The sequence below is a fragment of the Candidatus Nitrosopumilus sediminis genome (genome assembly GCF_000299395.1).
GTDB lineage: Archaea > Thermoproteota > Nitrososphaeria > Nitrososphaerales > Nitrosopumilaceae > Nitrosopumilus > Nitrosopumilus sediminis.
On record NC_018656.1, the window covers coordinates 1111401 to 1131381 of the forward strand.

24 protein-coding genes are annotated in these 19981 nt (G+C 31.1%); 6 read left to right on the forward strand and 18 right to left on the reverse strand.

Annotated features, from left to right (window positions below):
• Positions 1-213: 213 nt before the first annotated feature.
• Complete coding sequence (locus NSED_RS06705) at positions 214-1014, reverse strand: helix-turn-helix transcriptional regulator (protein ID WP_014965496.1); 801 nt, start codon at positions 1012-1014, stop codon at positions 214-216.
• Between the two features lie 96 nt (positions 1015-1110).
• The gene (locus NSED_RS10555; RefSeq protein WP_016940256.1) at positions 1111-1260 is read right to left on the reverse strand and encodes a hypothetical protein; all 150 of its coding nucleotides are present in this window, start codon (positions 1258-1260) and stop codon (positions 1111-1113) included.
• Between the two features lie 106 nt (positions 1261-1366).
• On the opposite strand from NSED_RS10555, the gene NSED_RS06710 reads away from it, so the two are divergent.
• Complete coding sequence (locus tag NSED_RS06710; protein ID WP_014965497.1) at positions 1367-1549, forward strand: hypothetical protein; 183 nt, start codon at positions 1367-1369, stop codon at positions 1547-1549.
• A 324-nt stretch (positions 1550-1873) separates the two neighbouring features.
• On the opposite strand, the gene NSED_RS06715 is transcribed toward NSED_RS06710, so the two are convergent.
• The 5 genes from NSED_RS06715 to NSED_RS06735 all read right to left on the reverse strand — a co-directional run bounded on the left by NSED_RS06715 (position 1874) and on the right by NSED_RS06735 (position 6650).
• Entirely contained in the window at positions 1874-2419 is a 546-nt protein-coding gene (locus tag NSED_RS06715) for a hemerythrin domain-containing protein (protein WP_014965498.1), read from the reverse strand.
• 14 nt (positions 2420-2433) lie between these two features.
• Positions 2434-2652: a hypothetical protein gene (locus tag NSED_RS06720; RefSeq protein ID WP_014965499.1), complete on the reverse strand. Its 219-nt coding sequence runs from the start codon at positions 2650-2652 to the stop codon at positions 2434-2436.
• A gap of 99 nt (positions 2653-2751) precedes the next feature.
• The gene (locus NSED_RS06725) at positions 2752-4464 is read right to left on the reverse strand and encodes a cache domain-containing protein (RefSeq protein ID WP_016940255.1); all 1713 of its coding nucleotides are present in this window, start codon (positions 4462-4464) and stop codon (positions 2752-2754) included.
• Positions 4465-4547: 83 nt separating this feature from the next.
• Complete coding sequence (locus NSED_RS06730) at positions 4548-5882, reverse strand: multicopper oxidase domain-containing protein (RefSeq protein WP_014965501.1); 1335 nt, start codon at positions 5880-5882, stop codon at positions 4548-4550.
• A 393-nt stretch (positions 5883-6275) separates the two neighbouring features.
• Positions 6276-6650 carry a hypothetical protein gene (locus tag NSED_RS06735; protein WP_014965502.1) on the reverse strand — a complete coding sequence of 125 codons (375 nt, stop codon included), beginning with the start codon at positions 6648-6650 and terminating at the stop codon, positions 6276-6278.
• 258 nt (positions 6651-6908) lie between these two features.
• On the opposite strand from NSED_RS06735, the gene NSED_RS06740 reads away from it, so the two are divergent.
• Positions 6909-7442 carry a hypothetical protein gene (locus tag NSED_RS06740; RefSeq protein WP_014965503.1) on the forward strand — a complete coding sequence of 178 codons (534 nt, stop codon included), beginning with the start codon at positions 6909-6911 and terminating at the stop codon, positions 7440-7442.
• Here the strand turns inward: NSED_RS06740 and NSED_RS06745 are convergent, their stop codons facing one another.
• The 8 genes from NSED_RS06745 to NSED_RS10560 all read right to left on the reverse strand — a co-directional run bounded on the left by NSED_RS06745 (position 7443) and on the right by NSED_RS10560 (position 14652).
• Positions 7443-8792, reverse strand: coding sequence for a multicopper oxidase domain-containing protein (locus tag NSED_RS06745; protein ID WP_014965504.1), 1350 nt, complete (start codon positions 8790-8792; stop codon positions 7443-7445).
• Between the two features lie 670 nt (positions 8793-9462).
• Positions 9463-11166 carry a hypothetical protein gene (locus NSED_RS06750; protein WP_014965505.1) on the reverse strand — a complete coding sequence of 568 codons (1704 nt, stop codon included), beginning with the start codon at positions 11164-11166 and terminating at the stop codon, positions 9463-9465.
• On the reverse strand, positions 11153-11491 hold the full coding sequence (locus tag NSED_RS06755; RefSeq protein ID WP_014965506.1) for a hypothetical protein: 339 nt from the start codon (positions 11489-11491) through the stop codon (positions 11153-11155). The genes NSED_RS06750 and NSED_RS06755 overlap by 14 nt, the downstream gene beginning before the upstream one ends.
• 44 nt (positions 11492-11535) lie before the next feature.
• The gene (locus tag NSED_RS06760; protein WP_014965507.1) at positions 11536-11940 is read right to left on the reverse strand and encodes a hypothetical protein; all 405 of its coding nucleotides are present in this window, start codon (positions 11938-11940) and stop codon (positions 11536-11538) included.
• Positions 11941-11980: 40 nt separating this feature from the next.
• Positions 11981-13870, reverse strand: coding sequence for a hypothetical protein (locus NSED_RS06765; RefSeq protein WP_014965508.1), 1890 nt, complete (start codon positions 13868-13870; stop codon positions 11981-11983).
• Between the two features lie 132 nt (positions 13871-14002).
• Complete coding sequence (locus NSED_RS06770; RefSeq protein WP_016940251.1) at positions 14003-14185, reverse strand: hypothetical protein; 183 nt, start codon at positions 14183-14185, stop codon at positions 14003-14005.
• Complete coding sequence (locus NSED_RS10330; RefSeq protein WP_156800715.1) at positions 14182-14478, reverse strand: hypothetical protein; 297 nt, start codon at positions 14476-14478, stop codon at positions 14182-14184. The genes NSED_RS06770 and NSED_RS10330 overlap by 4 nt, the downstream gene beginning before the upstream one ends.
• Positions 14479-14508: 30 nt before the next feature.
• Positions 14509-14652 (reverse strand): hypothetical protein, encoded by a 144-nt coding sequence (locus NSED_RS10560; RefSeq protein ID WP_014965510.1) that lies wholly within the window; start codon positions 14650-14652, stop codon positions 14509-14511.
• A gap of 79 nt (positions 14653-14731) precedes the next feature.
• On the opposite strand from NSED_RS10560, the gene NSED_RS06775 reads away from it, so the two are divergent.
• From NSED_RS06775 to NSED_RS06790, 4 genes are all read left to right on the forward strand, one after another.
• Entirely contained in the window at positions 14732-15094 is a 363-nt protein-coding gene (locus tag NSED_RS06775) for a hypothetical protein (protein WP_014965511.1), read from the forward strand.
• 113 nt (positions 15095-15207) lie between these two features.
• Entirely contained in the window at positions 15208-17007 is a 1800-nt protein-coding gene (locus NSED_RS06780) for a hypothetical protein (RefSeq protein WP_014965512.1), read from the forward strand.
• Between the two features lie 66 nt (positions 17008-17073).
• Positions 17074-17310, forward strand: a complete 237-nt coding sequence (locus NSED_RS06785) for a hypothetical protein (RefSeq protein WP_014965513.1) — start codon at positions 17074-17076, stop codon at positions 17308-17310.
• 39 nt (positions 17311-17349) lie between these two features.
• Positions 17350-17859, forward strand: coding sequence for a hypothetical protein (locus NSED_RS06790; RefSeq protein ID WP_014965514.1), 510 nt, complete (start codon positions 17350-17352; stop codon positions 17857-17859).
• On the opposite strand, the gene NSED_RS06795 is transcribed toward NSED_RS06790, so the two are convergent.
• The 3 genes from NSED_RS06795 to NSED_RS06805 are packed head-to-tail and all read right to left on the reverse strand — an operon-like array spanning position 17856 to position 19862.
• On the reverse strand, positions 17856-18212 hold the full coding sequence (locus tag NSED_RS06795; RefSeq protein ID WP_014965515.1) for a hypothetical protein: 357 nt from the start codon (positions 18210-18212) through the stop codon (positions 17856-17858). The genes NSED_RS06790 and NSED_RS06795 overlap by 4 nt on opposite strands.
• A 1-nt stretch (position 18213) precedes the next feature.
• On the reverse strand, positions 18214-18978 hold the full coding sequence (locus tag NSED_RS06800; RefSeq protein ID WP_016940249.1) for a hypothetical protein: 765 nt from the start codon (positions 18976-18978) through the stop codon (positions 18214-18216).
• Between the two features lie 2 nt (positions 18979-18980).
• Positions 18981-19862 carry a hypothetical protein gene (locus tag NSED_RS06805; RefSeq protein ID WP_014965517.1) on the reverse strand — a complete coding sequence of 294 codons (882 nt, stop codon included), beginning with the start codon at positions 19860-19862 and terminating at the stop codon, positions 18981-18983.
• Positions 19863-19981 lie beyond the last annotated feature (119 nt).

A 19981-nucleotide genomic window follows, 5' to 3' on the forward strand; every position in this document is an offset into this window, starting at 1 on the left:
TCTCAACTGAGATGGATATCAACAAACCTAAAATCAAACTAATTTCACAAAACTCGCCTCATGTATTATGGAATGCCACATGGTCCACAAACCAATCTTCGTTTTGCAAATATTGGTTAGACACAACAAAAGTGTAATTTACTGAAGGGTATTCTTTGCAGAAAATTCAACTACAATGTATGGGCGATTAATTGATCTAAGCTAGATTGTCAGTTATTCTTTTAATTTACTCTCTTTGAAAATATCAGAGCCATACCAGCAATATCTGAAATAATCAAGACACCATTCATGAAACATTGGATCCTCTGAATAGAACATCTCACTAATATCAGCATCCCCATCAACTGTTGGAAACATTATGCATGCCTCTTTCTCATTCATTACAAGGACTGTTTGAACATTTTTTGTCATTTTTCTTTGAATTAATCCATCATCCATTAATTTGTCAAATCCCAATTTCTTGAGAATTGCCTTCCTTCCTTTTGGAACTACGACAGATTCAGAAAAAATGTAATCAAATTTTATTCCTTTCTTGACTTTCTTTATCAATGGTTCAATCAGATCTAAAGGAACTTCTGATAATATTTCGTATATGTAATCATCAGAATTTTTGTAAATATTTTTCCATTGCTCCATTGTTTTAGAAAAACCCTTAACACGTTGACATACTGTTAATTGGCCACAACGCATTTGAAATTTAGTAGGAATTTCTCCAAAATTGTGGTCTTCAAAATATTTCCGATTTTGTGTAAGAAAAACTAATGATGGTACTTGAGTACATACTGTCTTTCCAAATGTCGTTAATGTATATTTTCCATCATTTTTCTTTTCAATCAAACCACTCTCTTCTAATCGTATAAAATTTCTATGTACTTCTTGTTTAGTCGCATCAATCTCTTTTGCTAATGTGGTGGGAGTAGAGTTTTTTTCTAATAACTTGAATAAAATTTGCATTCTTTGAGGACTAGCTAAATCAAGTACATAATTTGCAGTTTCATCAAACAGATCACTCATTAGGCACTTTGTACAGTTTTGACAGATAAAAACTAGAGGGAAATAAGCTGTAACTAAGAAAACAATTTCAAGTTTTTATAAAAAAGAGTTATGTCGCTAGCCAAAGATACCGCTAGCAACTGAATATGCTCCAATGCCAACTCCCATCACCACACCGATTCCCATGCAGATAAGATCGAATTTTACGACCTTTTTGAAAGGGGCATGAACCATTTTATCCCAGTTTGAGATTTGTTGTGATTTCATGATCGTATTTAGTGATAGTTATAGATAGAATCAGGTAAAAATAGTAGATTACAAGTAAGCTATGCAGCTGACCAAGACATATTGCAAATTTTGATGTACTAGTATTATGAGAGTTGATAGTTGTAGAAAATGTGGAATGGAACTAACAATCAAACAAGAATGTTCAATTTGTAATGAACCAATCAAGTTCAGTTGCAAAGAATGCTATTTTGAACCAGAAGAGCAAATTCATTCATTATGCAAATTAGTAGATATGAATCATAAACCATTAATTTCAGAAACAGCATAATGTCAAGAAATACAGGACCTTACCCACTATGCATAGGAAAATGTCAAGAATTCCAGGTAAAGAGATTCGGATTGAGTAAAAGATATGAGTTGGGACAAAAATTATGCCAAATGTGTAATCAATGGATTCACTATGAAGGTGTATGGTGTCCATGTTGTCACAAACGCTTGAGAACTAAACCAAAATGTAAAAAACGTACAGATTTTCCACGGATTTAACTTTTTGATATGATAATGGTCTAAATAAGATCAGTGAAATGAATGATATTTAGCATATTTTAGATAATTTTGGATACTAGAACCTCAGGATTTCAGATTGTTTAATCTACTTTGACAAATTCCAAGGTCTAGATTCTAAATAGTCAATTTCTTTAATCATGTCTTCTACTTTTTTTACTATTGCAAACACTGATTTGTATTCCTCGTACATGTTAGCCTCTTCTTCCTTTGTCAAGACATTAGCTTCAGCAGTATCAAAAAATTTGTTTTCTTTGTGCAAATGATCTTTTAGAAATACACCGTATGCATTAAGATATCTTGAAACAGGTTCCCTTTCATCAGATCCTTCTTTCCACAATTTAAGATGACGTGATATTAGACGTGCAACATTTCTTCCGAATTCATGTTCAACTAGAAATCGGTGAATCTCATCTTTTAGAGAACCATGATCTGACACGCATGGGAAATAGGAATTTTCTTCTCTAGAATGATGAATAGTATCAATAAACTCAGAAATTACAATCATAATTTTTGATAAATCTGAAAAGGGAATATCTGCACCTTTTTTTAATTCCTCAGAGCATTTGAAGACTATTTTTTCAAGACGTTTCACTTGATCATGATCTGCACGTAGTTGGTTAGTTGCACTCATTTTGCATCACCAATTCATTTGTCGGATAAAAATTCTCTGAGAACTTCAACAGCTCCTGACGTATCACATGCATCTAATCTGTCTAATAGGTACGATTCATCTTCAACTTGCTTCATTTTTTCTTTTAATTGTCTATATTTTGTGGCATCTTCTTGATTTTGAAATATTTGTTGTATGTCTTCTGAAGTTAGAGAACTGCCCTCGCATTTTGATTCCAATTCATCTTTATTCATTGATTTACATGTTTTTTATCGGAATTAAAGGAGCATCATGCTTATCAGAAGTGAAAATGAAAAATACACAGAGAATGATTAGAGGAGAAAGAAGGTTTTCTAAGTGACAATAAAAATAGAATATTCCAAATCCCTGATGAGACTTTGATCCAGTTTTGTAAACTTGAAATCTAGTTTCTTGGCTCTCTCATATACTGAATTATCTATTACGATCGTATTGGGTAATGCATATTGATTAATCTTAAAGGCGATGTTGACAGGTTCTCCAAAAATATCATCCAATGAGGAATCAGATGTTTTTGCTTCATGGACCAGTCCAAATGCAGAACTGATTCTATATGAAATTCCAGGAAGATTTTCAGACTTTGTTTTAGCATTGATCTCCTTATCCATTTTTGATAATTCAAGACAACATTTGAGCATATTTGTCAAAACATCCTCATCTTCAGTCAAGGGGAAATAGAAAAGAATTGCATCATCCACTATTTTGATTGGGATTCCTTTGTATTTTTTTATAATAGGAATAACAGCATCAGAGAAAATTTTACCGTATTGTTGTTTTTGTTCTATAGTCAATGATTTTGTTATCTTAAGAGAACCTACCAAGTCTATAAGACATACATAGCTATCGTGTTTTTCTTCAAAAAATCTGGATAAAATATTGCCTTGTTGTTTGATAATATTTTCTCGTTTACCTATAGCTGAAATTGTTTCTTGAATGGTTTTTGCCATATCGTCAAATGATGTTGATAGCTGTTCAATCTCATCATTTGTTTGAATGTTTGTTCGTACATCAAAATTGCCTGAAGACAATTGTTGTGCAGCATCACGTAGTTTGAGAATTGGTTGAGATATTCTTCTTGAGAGAATAAAAGTAACAACACTTGCAATGACAATAAGACTGATTCCAACTAGAATTATCATATTTTGTAATTCTGTTATAGGTTTGAGAATAGCAGATTCATCAACCTCAGTCAATAAAACAAATCCCAAGTCTTTAGCACAATAAGAATATCCAAAGATGTCTACATTTCGGTAATCAGGATAAACTTCTGCTTCAACATTTTTACCATTATCAAAACATTCTGAGACTGCAAATGTGTCTACTTTTTGATTAAATGGCGTATTTTCTAAAAAGATAGATTCTGAAATCATCATTCTGTTTTGGTTTACTAGATAAACTTCACCAGTATCATGTAACCCAAATCTATTAAGCAACACATTATCAAAGACCCCACTTCCCATTGATGCAATCAATACACCCTGCTGATTACCATTTTCAGAGAATATCGGCAATGATATTTTTATCAATCTAGTTTTGTCTACATCCTGTACAAATTCCACAGTAGGCTTGCTGACTTTGAAATTACCTTTGATGTATGTTATTGGATCAATTTTTTCATTTAATGAGAAGATAGGTTTTCCTCGCATGTTAATAATTTGAAGATCTCGTAATCCAGCTTCAAATTCATTTAGTTGAAATGAATAAAATTCGGTTTGAATTAGTGGTAGTTGTTCTTCTAAAATATTATGAAATGATACATCATCAATTCCAGGGATTAATACATTAAATGCATTTTTGATTGCCTGATTCTGAGAAAAACTCTGAAGTTTGTTAATTCTTGATTCAATTATTGAAGAAATTGTATTACCCCTTGTTTCAGATTCATCTTTTAGGGATTCTTTGATGTTGTTTTTAATTATAGTGTCTGTGAAATTATACGCAAGCCCAGTGGTTACAGCTATTGATGCTATACTGATTGCAAGCATCAAAATAATTAGTTTGGTACTGATACTTACAAAAGATTTCATATATACCGTGATTAATCTTAACTATTTTAATTAGTTTGCAGTCATCATGGTACAAATCTCAAATTGATAAAATACCTATGAATCTAATTTACACTGACAGTTCCTTTCATCCAAGGATGTAATGTGCAAAGATATCCATATTCCCCAGGTTTTTCAAACGTGTTAGACCAAGTTTTTCCTGCTTGAATAAATCCTGAATCAAACGTATTTTCATCATCAGTTACAGTGTGTACAACAAAGTCTTCGTTTGTCCAAGTTACAGTAGTACCTGAAGTAATTTCAATTGCAGTAGGATCATAAGACTCTACAACATCAGGATTCCATGAATCTTTCACAATAGTTACTTTGTCTATTTTAATTTTCTCTGCATCAATTACTTGGGATTCTCCCAAGTTATCATATTTGATTAGTTTAGGTTGTTCCAATGATCTTATCAAATCTTCTTGCCACTCTATCATTGAATAACTTCCTTCACTGTTACTTGGAGTTTGAATTTCAGATAATGATGATGTATTTTCTAGCACTTCAATTATTGCCATAGAGCCACGTTCTTCTTGAATACCATGAACATGGAAAAGATATTTTCCTGGAGTGTCCCATGTTGCTTCAATTATGGCAGTATCCCCGTTTCCAATTAGATGGGTCTGTGCAAAATATGGTTCATTCCACAAAATTCCTGATGGATATACTTTCATTATTGTACTATGCACATGGAAGGGAGATTGCAATACACCACCAATTCCAACTACATAGAATCTGGTTAATTCTCCTGAAACCACTTGAATTGGATTATCCATGTACTGGTTTGCATATCCATTTACTGGATAAAATTCTGTAAAGTACTCTAACGCATTATTAGGATCAAACTCACTTAGAGTGAAAAAGTATTCTCGTGCAGGTTCCATTGGACGTATTGCAGGATCAATTATCATTGCACCAAACATTCCCATTCTCACATGTTCAGATGTTGGAAATGCATGGCAGTGATACATGAACAAACCAGCTTCATGTGCAACAAAATGATATGTGTATTCCTCACCAGGCATTATCTGTGGAAAGACACCATCATTTACTGAATCATGTGTTCCATGGAAATGGATTGTATGGGCATAAGGAGTTTCATTGACAAATTTAACGGTAACATCATCACCCTCATCAAATCTTAGAGTTGGTGCAGGTACTGTTCCATTGTATGTCCACACTTTGGCTTTGACACCCGGTGACACTTCAATTTCAGCATCTTGAGCAATTAACGTATAAGATAATGTCTTAGGATTAGGATTTGTAAATTTGGGATATACATCAGATGATTCAGCAGAGGTAGTTTGAATTTCAGGGGATTGAATAAATGCTACAAATGCAATACTGAATCCAATTAAAACTCCAATCGCTACCAATATTGTTGTATTTTGTTTCATTAGATTTTTCTCCTATAACACCAATGATAATACCACTATAGTAACAGCTGTAATGATATAGAATCCATAAAATGCCTTTTTGTGGCGAGGTATGACAAGTTTTGCTTTTTGTTTTAATGTCAAATTCATAATATTATCTCCATTAGTGTAAAGCGAGAACATTGTGAAAAAAACTCACAATTGCTTTCGTGTCTGGGGAAACATTGTTCTCGCATGAGATAGATACTACACTTGTGATGATAAGGTATAGTCAGCTAATCAGCTTACCAAGGCCTATTGCCTACTAATACTAGGTATAATCATGAATGCTACAAACAAACATGAAGAATTAATGATCAACCAAATGGATTTCTTGGAAACACGTCCTTGGTATCTAGACTGATTTAAAAAATATTATTTTAGGCGTTTGTATATCTCTTTGAATTCAGCTGAAAGATTATATGATATGTTTAGTACATGTGTTAGTTGATTCATCGATGTCATGCCATTGCCAACCTGTCTTAGAATTGTTAAAGCTTTCTGTGGAGAAGTTGTAGATGGTGGTTTTTGACCGGTCCATGTTTTAAAAGAATCTCCAACATCTAAACAAAAATTCAAAACAAACTCTCTCCAGTTTGACATTTCAGTTAGCTTCTTTTTTCCTAAAAATACTTGTGATAATTCATGAAATTCATTTTTTCTATCTACATATAGTAATTCAAGTGCTTCACGAATTTTTTCTTCTGAATATTCTGAAGTATTTAGCATATACATTCCTTCAATAGCCATAGAATAACATTCTCCCCAATGAAATATAAATGAAATAATTATGGATAATTTTTCCTTCCAATTTTCCACTTCTCAAGTCTTTGCCATTCATCCATATCTTCACATGTATCATCATTGTTAGATTTTTTCTCTTTATTTTTATTCATATACAACAAATGGAATGATTTCAATTAAAGATGAAGTAATAGTTTGTTTGCAATTGATTGCAAACAGAGAGTCAAAATACATTATTAATGAACATCAAACATAACATAATACTTGTCAGAAGAACAAAAAAGGAAAACAGAGACGATGTCATTTAGACTAGACAGTCATGTTTTAGATAAGATAAGAGCAGAATCAGAATCTGAAGGGGTAAGCTTGAATGTTTTAGCAAACAAGATATTTTCAAGATATGTTGATTGGGACATGTTTGAGCCTAAAGTAGGCATGATTCCAGTAGCAAAGCCCATAGTCAGTGCATTGTTTCAAAAGCTTTCAGAACAAGAAACAATTGAACTAGCAAAGCAGATTGGTCAAAGTATCGTATCAGACATCTCTACATTCATGAAGGGTTCTATGGATATTGATTCGTTTGTGTCTTGGTTTGTAACAAGAATGAAAATATCAGATTTTGATATGAACCACACAATAAATGATTCAAAACACACCTACATTATAAAACATGATTTAGGGTATAACTGGTCATTATATCATAAAACAGTGTTAGAATTAATTTTTAACAACGTATTGGAAAAAAAGATAGATTTTCAAATCAAAGAGATGATGATGGAAATATCTTTTGAAAAATGATCAAATAGATTTTACGGCTCCTGTCATCCAAGGATGAAGCATGCAATAGTATTCATACAATCCCACATCTTCAAATGTTTGATCAAATGTATCACCAGGCATCATCATTCCAGAATCAAAGAGTCCATCATTGCTTGTCACAGTATGAACTGAATTGTCCTTGTTTGTCCAGGTAATTGTATCTCCAACTTGAATTTGAGTTAACTTTGGATAGAATGATTTGTTTGAAGACTTTATTGCAGAACCTTCTTCAACATCACAAAGAGTGGTCTCGATTATTTGATGATCCTCTGCATTGAGTTGTGCAAGAATACTATGTTCCTCATGATTTGATGTGCTTGCAACTGTTTCTGTGACTTTTGCATTTTTGTCAGGTATTTGCAAGTTTAATGAAATTTGTTTTTGCCAATTCCACATATCTATAGATTTATTTTTCGATACATTTACTCCGTCAATTGCATCAGAAGATGCATCACGTACATCAAAGTAACCCATAGTACCTTTCTCTTCAGGAATTCCATGTAAATGGAAAAGATATCTTCCAGGTTCTTTCCATGTTGCTTCAAATATTGCAGCATTGCCAGGTCCTACCTCCCATGTCTGAGTTTTGATTGGTTCGTTTTCCCAAATTCCAGATATTATTGTATCAAATATTGTTCCATGAATATGAAATCCATATGCAGGGATTGCACCCATATCAACATAGTATAATCTCACCAACTCGCCAGTCTTTGCAGGTAATGGATTTGACCAGTATTGATCAGCATATCCATTAAAGAAAACATAATCAGGAGTCCAAGTCTCTTGGTCTTCCAAGTCATATTCACCTTTTACAAGAACATATTCTCTAGCAGGTTCTAACCCTTCCTTTGGGTCTACAATGAATGCACCATACAAGCCGTTTCTAACATGTTCAGAAACAGGCATTACATGACAATGATACATGAAAGTACCTGCAGGTTCTGCAACAAAATCATAGATGTATGATTCGCCAGGAAGAACCTCTTGAAAAACTCCATCATTTTTCTCATTATGATCCCCATGGAAATGCATCGTATGTGGAAGCTTTCCATTATTGATAAAATTAATAATTACCCTATCACCTTCAGTTGCCCTTAATGTTGGGCCAGGTATAGTTCCATTGTAAGTCCAAGCTTCAACTCTAATTCCAGGTGCAATCTCAAGAGTTGTATCTTCAGCTATCACAGTAAAGTTATGTGTTGTTGGGGGATTATGGATAGAAGTATTTTCTGCAAATGACTGAATCGGAGATTCAAAAGTTAAGAACACCAAACCAAGTGTAACTCCAAGAGAAATGACAGCAATCATCATCACAATAGTTCTATCCATGCAAAGCATAAGTCCATGTTACATATAATCAGCAAGTAATCTATGCAAACAATTGCAAACAAATCATTACCTTAGTTTTATCTAAAGAAAATTCTTTCAAACGGTATGGCACCAAGATGTAAAGGGAATTGTATTGATTTTATTGTTAAAAGATTTGAAGGGGGTTTGAAATACAAAAATGGTCAAAAATGGTGTACGATATGTTCTTGTTTTATTCAAACGAATTTGATACGATGCACATGTTGTAACACCAGATTACGTGGAAGGGCAAAAAATAGAGTTTATAATAAAAAATTAATTGCAAAATTAAGTTAATATTGTAAGGAAGATGAGATCTCTAATTAGTAGATAACATTGCTCCAAATTTTAAGAAGCGATAATCAGGTTAGAAAAAGTATTTACAAACCAATAGTCGATTTGCAAAAATTGGCTATCAAAGCACATACGTGTTATATGACGCGTAATTGGTCATTATCATATCTTAGTTTCTTTTAGTGTTAAATCTCAAAAAACCAAACAGTCAATTCACTAATCAATTAATCAACCGACATATACTATAGAAAATTCGATTAATGATTAATTGGTTACAAGTTTTATGCGTAAATATTCTGATTTGTCCGGATTAATTAATCATAAAATAATCAAAACACAGGAAATTTTAATCAAAAATTCAAGTAGAATTCTTCTTTTTCCACCTATTCCACAGATTGTTAAAGTAAATTGGTTCTTTGTTTTCATAATCCATGTTGGGTATTGTTCCATCTTTCTCCATCTGTACTAATTCATCTTTGATTTGTTTGAATGATTTACCATCCGTAACATGCATTTGATCAATTCTGTTTAGGATTTCTTGTTTGGTTTTCTTTTTCTGAGTTGTGTTGACTGTCGAAGTTTCGATTGGTTTCTTTTTAGAATTAATCTTCCATGTGATTCCTGTATCTTTTTGAAAGTCTTCAAGAGATGTTTTGTGATGAAAGGAAGGCATGTCAAATCTCCATCGTGCTACTTCTCCATTGATAAAAGTCAGATAGCCAATGTTATCTGGCATTTCATCAACTTTTGGACGTCTATCATCAAGATATTTTTTAATTTGCGGATGTTTTTCATATTGCCACATATCTTCAGGTCGTTCAATTCGTTTTCCTTTCTTTCGAAGTAACCCCATTCTATCTTTTTGAATTTTCTCAAATAACCATGTCCAATCAGAACCTAGAATATTTCTTGATGCTCTCTTTATCACAACAATGTTTGATTGATATCTTACTCCTGCATAGAGGTCGTCAGGATTCTGATAATCCCCTAAGAACCATGTTTTCATATGACGTGCCTCTGGTATAAAATCATAGATTGCTTTTTTAGATTTACTTGATTCACGTTCGCCAGAAAGTCTTGAAGAGGGCGCAACAGATCTTAATTCGTTAATGACAATTGCAATTTTGTGCCAACTGCTATGCTTTTTACTCCAATACTTTTTTGCTTTACCTACATCTGATTCAGATAGGGGAGAGAACATTCCTGATTTGTTCATCAAATAAGGAATCATGCGGATGATTTCAGCCAGGGTATCAAATTTGTCATTAGCATATTCAAATATTGCAGGATTCATTACAACAATTCTTCTTTCATCTCTTGCTTGAACCAAAATCTCCGTGAACTGTTTTTGAAAAATTTCTTTTCTTGATGAGTTTGTAGGGGGGGTGATTGTCTTTACAATAATTTTGGGATTTGGTGCAAATTGTTTTAGTTTCTTTAATTTTCCCTGTATTAGTAATTGTTTTTCTTCAGTTGTTATCTCCAATAGAAATTGTTTGTATTCGTTTAGGTCTTTCCAATATTGATCATTGAATTTGTCAAGGGATTCTGAATCAACTTCAATGTAATCTGGAACTATCCATACTATTGGATATGCTTTATGACAATTACAATGCATAATTTCTCCATTAAGGAATTCTCGTCCCAATTTTTCCAGTTTGACCATTTTTCCATCTGACGATATCAAACCACTATTTTTCATAATTTCAAAATAATATTGAAACTCTTTTTCAAATATTCTGTTGTGAAATGCCCATTGTTTTAGAGATGTATTTTGTCCAAACCCTTGAAGAATAATTCTAATTACATCATATTTTTCCTTACAGTCTTTGTTAATTGCCCAATACAAATTCTCAAAACTTCTTGCTCCCCAAAGATGCAAAATCAAAATTCCTGCTTTGTATAGTTCCTCTGCAGTTTTGTCAACTGCCACTCCTTTGCCTGCACCCCTCATCCCTTGGAAGAGAATTACTTGAGGCTCATTGGTTTTGAGCCATCCATCATCCATGAATTTTTGAGGTTTCTTTGATCTGAAACTAGGCGTAAAATCACTCACATTCATCATATCCTGGAAGAAATTCTTCCAAGCCCCCTTTGAAGCGGTCATGTGGGAAATATTCCCATCCCATAGTACCGCACATTTTACACTGTCTAATTATTGAAATAAATCTAAATGAATCCAAACTATCTGTAGATTCATCTGAATTCGTCTTCCATCTGTCTTCAGTAAACTTCCAATTATGTCCAAAAACTCTACAGAAAATATGGTGATTTTCAACAACTTCATCATTTTCAGGAGAATCTCGTGAAATCTTTTCACTTGGATAATGCTTACAACAATTTGCCATGTCTGGCATTTCTGGATAGTATGGTAATGCAGGATTCAAACAATCATTATTTACAGTTCTACTTCAAATACCCAAGGTTGGGGTTATTTTACACAACTAGAAATATCACATGCAAGATCATATACGTTTAATCTTCTTTTTTCCCATTCATTCAAATGACTTACAAATTCCTGCCATTCACATTCGGATAATCTTTCTTGATCAAGTAATTTTTTAGCCAAATTCCTTGCAATCTCATTTTGTAGATTTTCTGCTAATGTTTCATTTAATGAACTCAATGCATTATCAACAGCTGAACATGATTTAATCACATTTTCCACGATTACAGGTATGTTTTCTGCAACCACTTCTGCATTTCTATGTAGCATTTCTTGGCTAGAAACATACCAATTTACCACTGCGACAATTATTAAAAATATCACAAAGAGGAATAGCGCTATGCCAATTCCTTTTAGTGCAATGGCTACTCCATCAGCAATGAAACTCATAATTATTTTTGTGATTTATCATATTTAACATAACAATTTTTCAAAATTTGAATAGGTTTTTCTTTGATTCTGATTCTTTGAGTTCTTTTTGGGTTAGAAATTTGATTTCATGTTTTGCATTTTTATGGAAATTGAGAATATTTCCACTAGGACTTTTTTCTGAAACGTGAAATGGCCCTGCATCACAAGTTAAACATTTGAAATATTCTTTTGTTCTTTCTAGTTTTTTTGTTTTATTCTTGTCATCCTTGTCATCCTTACCATGGAATTTTAGAATTTTTGTGATTTTAGGTTCAAAAATCTCCAGATTTTTCTGAATTTTCCTCTTTGAGATACTAACAATCATTGAATTTCTAGGGTATTTTCCATCCCTAGAAGTATATTGATTCATAGTCACTTTGTATCCTAATTTTGAGAGTATCGGACTTATCACCTTGAGTTCTTTTGATAGTTGGTTTGGCAATTTAGGGAAATGTACAAATCTATTTTCAATCGGGATTTCTTTCTCAACAGCAATTGCCTTAATGGTATGATGTAATGTGTTAACTGTTTCTTGGATTTCATCTGTTTTTTGCATCATCTCATCAATTATTTGAGCTACAATGTGTTGATCCTTTGCACCAAGAAAGTCCTCTTCTAATTTTTTTATGTATTCTTTATGAAAAATATTTTTAGTGTTTCCCAATGACTGAGAAATTGCTTCCCCCCATATCTCAAAATCTGCCATTCTAGTAACAGGTTTAATTCGTTTTGCAATCTTTGGATAAATTTTGATTGCTTTTTGCAATGTTTTAAAAATTAACCCCAAGACATCAGGCAAGATCTGTCGAAAGGTTTCTTCAAATTCTTTTTCTGTGATTCGTGGAACAGAATCAAGATCTTTTCGTTGATAATTTATTAATCTAGTTTGTAAATCAGGATAATCTAGTTTTGGAATTATTCCATTGAGCACTATTTTATTTCTATAATTTATTATGTTTTCTTCATTGTTTGTATAGAATTGTCTTGATGCACTAGAACCCCCAGTGATACATATGCACAGTTTATCAGACATGGATTGATCAATATTACTAACATTATCAAAACACATCATGTATCGATTTGAGCATATTGCGTCAAGATCATCTGATTTTGCAGGGAAACTAACATAGTTATAATTTCTAGATGGACCGTTAGGATCTACAACTCTTTTGATACATGTTGTAAATGTGGTTTTAATGCTACCTGATTCTCCATCGGCAACTGCAATTGGAATTGGAATATTTTCAAGAAAAAACGATATCAGGTGAACCTGAAATAGAATTCTATCTTTATCTAATATTAATAATAAATCGGTAATTTTCTCCAATGCTTTCTTGTCGTTAAACTGAGGAATTACTTGTGGTTGTAAAGAAGGAGGTCTTGTAAACAGAGGACAGTTTTTGTCAAACGGAATGATTTTGACGTTATTCTTTGAAATCCTGACTAGGCATCCATCATTTGTGCCTAAATCATAGTAGATTTCATCAGATTTTTGGCATATTCTATGATAGATTTTCTCTTTGAAAGCATTGCCCATTTGGGCATCAGAGATTATTGCATGTAGGATGTTTTTGAAAAAATCATCTCCTCTAATTTGTTCCAAATCTAGTTTACGTAATTCATAACTTAACCAATGAATTGCTTTGGATGATGCCAAATCTAGACATTGAGGTCGGTCATTAATTATCACTACTGCATAGACTCTAGTTTGATTGCTATCATCAATTACTAATTTTTCAATTAACGTATTTGCAAGATCATAGAGTTTTTTGGATTCTGAACGTGAATCTTTTGTTTCATCATTTAATATTTCTAATACTTCATGGTTTTTTGATATGCAATCTTTGAAATCTTTCCATTTTGTACTTTCTTTATCACACGAATAGCAATGGTATTTCTTTTTAGCCAAATGGAAAATATCCTTTTAAATTTAAACAACGATGAACAAACATACATGTAGAGTCTTCAAATGCTTTCCATCCATTTACTGTTAATTTAAAATAAATTGGAGATTCACAAAATTTGCAAATACTTGGATGTCTCATTTTGTTTTCACCAAATTAGTAATTTTTAGAATATTTTCATTAAAGGGGGCCACACTAGCATGTTTGGCACAAAGAATTACTGAGTAATTTTCCAAGGGAGAACCATCATACAATACTAAAACGGTGCCATTGCTTTTGCAACATTTTCCTAAATGTTTTGTTTTTTTAGGATCATTCATTGTATTATCATCCTCCATTTTACTGCAAGTGTGATTGTATCTAGAGGAATGCTCTGTGATAATGCAGATGAGATTTCATCTAAAACATCAATGACTAATGGAATTGAGGGATATTCATTTCTATCAAAATCGTGTATTTGGTGTAAGTGTCTCCACAAATTTTCAGGTGTCTTAAATGTGCGTGAACGATGATTGTTTGATAGGTAACATTTGGGACACCTGCTGGTAAAAGGAGTTTTATCAGTTCGGCATCTGCGATAATTGGCTTTTTTAACTCGTTTACATATGTGCATAATATCCTCCAAAAATCTAAGGGCGGTGGACTACTCATCCATCCTCCTTAGATTTTTTATTTTTTCATAATCATCTAAAATTTCAAGAATGGCTTTTTCAAAACCCCTCGATATTGGTTTGCCGGTTATTTTTTGAATCCTAAAGACAGTATTATCAGAAAGTATACAATTCATGAACTAAAGAAAAGAATATCTAAATAAAGGATTCAGGAGGTTTATGGAAAGAATAATCCAAGGGTTTAGGCGTAAATAATTGGGCAATGATCCAATATTACGAAAAGATATAATTTTTTGTCTAGTGGAATATGGACAAAAATCAGTTCCAGAATTGACCAAAATATTTGTCAAAGATAATAGATTCAAGAATAGAAAAAGTGAAACAATTCGAGGAGCAATTTCAGTTTTACAAGAAAGAAATTTGGTAGAAAATTCATGTGATGTAGATGCAACTCAAGGGAATCAAGAAAAAAAATTCAACCTAACTAATCTTGGTTTTGAATGGTTTTTACAAAAATTTAAAATAGATTCCAAAATATTTTGGAGAAAATTGTTAGATGTAGGGTTGATTTCAAATGATTATCATTACACCACAAAGAAAAAGGTAAAAATTCAATAATCATAGATGGACAATATTTAAAAGGAATTCCAACAAAACGGGGAATTGGATTTAATGTATCTGAATTAGTTCTGAATTATGAAAAATATTTTCTTAATGTCACGCACAAATCATTGTATCCAAAAAACATCCAAAATGTTTTAGAAGAATTTGAAGACATTAAAGAATTTCACAAGAATCTACTTATCTCAATAAAAAACATGACAGACACGTTTCTAGACAAAGGTGACTTTACAACTAAAGAAATAAAATCAGTAATTAAAAAAAATATTGAATTAACCCCACAAATTAAAAAAACATATTTGAAATACAAAGATGAAATAGATAGAGCAATATTATCGAAGAAACAACAAAATCTGTCACGACTATATAGTTTTCTCAAACCCACATTACAAGGAAAAGCAATGGCACATGGGGATCAAATATCTTATGTAGAATTAGAAAATATTCAGAAATTATTTGGATTAAAACAAGAAAAAGAATGGGATGATGACATTATAATTAATTCCATATTTACAATGTTGCTACATTTAGGAGAACATAAAAAACTAAGTAAAACAAAATTGTTCAGATATGTAAAATCAGAATTAACAGAATCACAATTTGAAAGAATCATAATTGCAATTCAAAATAAAAATCTCATCTATGTAACAATTACATCAAACATAGAATATCATATTGGTCAATTAGGATTACTTTTGTTATTTAGTTACATTACAAATCAAATTCATTCAAATATTAAAGATGACGAAGATGAAAGTCATTTAGTTTTTGAAAAAATTAGAAAGATTTCATTGCAAACAGCAAAAAAATATAATCTTGAAAATGAAGAACTTATAAAAAAAATGGTGGAAAATAAGGACAATGCAGAATTAATACAAAAATTAGTCAATTTGAGAACAATTTATGATAAGAATAGGCAATCAGAATTTGTAGGAATTCGTCATATTATAACAATTCATCAAGAATTATTTCCAAAAATTTTTGAATCATGGCCAGAAATGATCAAATTTACAAATGATAAAAAAATCATAGATATTTTTACACAGTATTATTTTACCAAAGATAAGTATTTCTTATTTTATGAAGAAAGAGATTTAGAAATTGATTTATTGAATTCTCAAAAAGCAATAGAATCATCATATAGATTTGTATTAGAACAATTTTATCAAGATGGTATTTTCTCACTTCAAGAATGGATAAAAGAAAACCACTGTGAATTTCCAATATTAGATCATGAATTGAGAGAAGACAAAGGAATTTCATTAGATGTTAAAAAAATATTTTGGATTTTTGATCATATTAGAAAACATAATAAAAATGATTTTGAAATTAATAAAAATGATGAAAAGAAAATCATAGATTTTAAAAATACAATAAATAAAATTGCATTAAAAAACTATTTTGTTCATCCTCAATCTAAACAAATAATTTTGAAGATAATTACAAACTATATTTCACACACTTATTTTACAGAAATGGATGGGTTTTATGAAAAAATAATTAAACCCCAATCCCCAGAAAAAATAAAAATAATTATTTCTGAAATCGAGAAATATACAAAAGATGTAAAAAAAGTAATATTAATTGAAAAAGTCCTAAGAGTATTATATCTGCTTGATCAGATTCTTCATTCTTATGTAGATTCATTTAGAAGATTAGAATCGGATTCACATACATATTCAACCATACAGAATCAAAATGACATGGCCCTAAGTGATTTTATCTCATTTCAGTTCTTTACAAGTTTGTATCTACGAGGAGAAAATATTTCAGCAGAAGTAATGAAAGATAATTCACTTAGAGAATGGTATTTACAAAAATTAGAAGAGATGACAAAAATTGATGAATTACGACTAAATAGAACTAAAATGCATAGAACCCAAATCATAAAACAATTATCCTCATCTTAATGGTAAGGATGGCAAGGACAAAAGAGTAAACATTGGCTATTTCAAGTAGATTAACATCATAAATTCATGGGTAAAAAATTTAGCATCATACTTCAGAAACCAAAATGTATCAAATGTGGGTGTAGGCTCCAAGTAGATAGATCAGAAACTAATTACAATGATGGAAAAATTACTGCCTATTGCTTTAAACGTGAAAAACATGCTGGAAAGGTACTAAAATTCAAGATAGAATCGTTATTTTCAGATACGCCTACAGCAGATAATGTCTTACAAATCATACAAGACAAATCTGATTACAAATAATAAATTATGAATATATTCTAGTGATGATTTTAGAACAAAGTGGAAAAAATACATGTATTTTTATTAAAAATAGAGAAATCCAAAATAGATAAAATTGAAGAAAATATTAACAAAATCTATCCTAAATCAACCAATAGTGTTTCGTTAAAATCTACAACTTACTCAAAAATTTTGTATAAAATTCCTTCATATGAAAACAAAGATGTTATTTTTTCTAAAATTGAATTATTATCAGGAGTTATCTCAATAGAAAAACAACCTCTAGAAAAAATTAGAAGTACATCTACAAATTATTCTACAGTCCTAATGGCAGGATTGGGAATTTTTATGGTTTCAATTATTGTTGCCACATTTCTCATACCCGAAAATCCTATCGAATCTTTAACAAAATCACAAATGTTACTTATTCAAGTAAGTATCGCATTGGCAATTTCTATTTGGATCTTCTTTTATGATAAAAAATCACAAGAAGATATCGTTAGAGTAGTTTCGAACATTAACAAAACAGTTAATGAAACAAATCAGACTGTTAAAGATCTTCAAAGCTAAGGCAATTTTTGTTTTCTAATTGTGTGAAAGGATTTTGCAATTGCGGTTACAAAAGGAATTGTATCTTTGTCTGGTTGAATATCTAAATTAAAATCAGCATTTATACAATAATCATTTAACTCATCTAATTTGTCTGCTAACTTACTGTCATATTTTTTTAATTCTTTTAAAACTGATTGATGAAGTTGTTCATCTTGTAAAATAATATTTCTTTCTTCTAATTTTTGTTTTGATTGAGATAATACTGCGATATATGCACGGCTAATTGCTGTCCGTATACTTGCATCTGTTTGAATTTTTGGATTTACATATATACCATCTGCAAAATCTACAAATTTTTGTGGATCAAACATTTTATGGTCTTAGTTTAACATAGAAGTTATCAATCATTTCTTGTAATTTAGGAGTCTTTGCAATACTATCAAAATAAGAATCAATAATATCTCGTAATTTTTCCCACTTGATTATTTTTGTAGGATTGTCGCCTCCAAGAAATTTTGCATAGAGTATGATTTTCAGCAAGGATTGTTGATATCGATCTTGTTTTTCTTCAAGATAATATTCTGCAACTCCTAAATGTTTTACAGGTGTTGATCTTGTTGCAACATCAATTTTTGAAACAAACATTTTGTATGATTCATCACTCAAAACTTTTTCTTCTAACGTAGAACTAAGAGTTAACGGAGGATCCAATACTGTAAAAGCATTTTCAGAGGAATCCGATGTAGGATCAACTATTTTAGTGAATGTCTCATCCGAATATTTTCTAATTGTGAATGTAGTATTATCATTCACTACATCTACAGGGTAATTTTGGGATGTTTGTAGACTGTCAGAAATCAATGAACTTTTTGCATCGTATATTAATTTCCATAACGCATAATTGATTTGTCTAACATCTTTTCTGGTTGCTTTTCTTCGTCTATTTTCTAAAAATGCTTCCTGTTTAATTTTAAATTGTAAACTGATTAAATTTGGTAGTTTAATTTTTTTTATTACTGGTAAAATATAGGATGATAAAACCGTGTTTATTATCTGGGTTTGTTCTTCAGGATGATAGTTTTTAAAATTAGGATATTCTTCATGTACAGCTTTTTTTAATATTGTTATTGCTTTCATACTCATTTCCCTCCTATTTCGTCTTCTAAACTTTTTGCTATTTCTTCAACTAATTGTTTTTTGACAGGTTTTTTGATCTCTTCTTGTACTTGGATTTGTGGGACTCCTGCTCTTTTTACTTCCATAAATTTAATAAAATTAAATCTCCATATTGAGATTAATTTCCACAAAAACTTATTGACTAAATTTTCATCAAGGTTTTTGTTGATAGCAACTTCTTCAAATGAATTAACTAGTGGCAATATTTCTTTTTCAATTCTACTTTCAAAATCTTCATAATCAATAACTGTTAATCCCACATATTCATCAACTCTATCCAACATAGTAATTATTGCTAAAACATGTTGATCTTTTATTGAAGTTCCATAAATTTTTCCAATACGATTCATTTCATTTAACATTCCTTTAAAGAAATTATTTGTAGGGTACTTCAGACTATCTCTATTTTCAAGCAATAATGATATTATTTTTTTGAAAGCTTTGTTTGTAAATTGCGGATTTACTTTATACAATTCTTTTTCTTTAGGAGGTAAAAAGGAATTACGTGTTTTTGTCACAGTGTTATTGTAATCTTTCCATAATTCATGTAAGTTTTCTTGAGTATCCAACTGTATGAAAATTTTATCTTTAACAAATGTTTTCAATGCAGAAGTGATGGGGGATAGAGAATCTGGATCAGACCTATTTTTTAAAGATAATGCATCAATGCATATTTGTTTTAAAAAATATCCCATAATTGCGTAATTTTGTTTCTCGAAAAGATATGCATTACTCATAATTCTATTTCCAATTATATTTCCAGTTCTGAAATCATTGGAATCAATTGAATTTAGAAAAAGATTCAGATCTTGTTTTAAAGCAACTTTGTCATAATCATCGCTCATATTTTATGAAAAAATTCTCTTTTTAATGAAGTTATCCTTCAATATTACTCATGAACTACCATTAGTACGTAAAACAAATTTTTTGAAAATTTAGGTTCGTGACTAATGTTATTGGAATA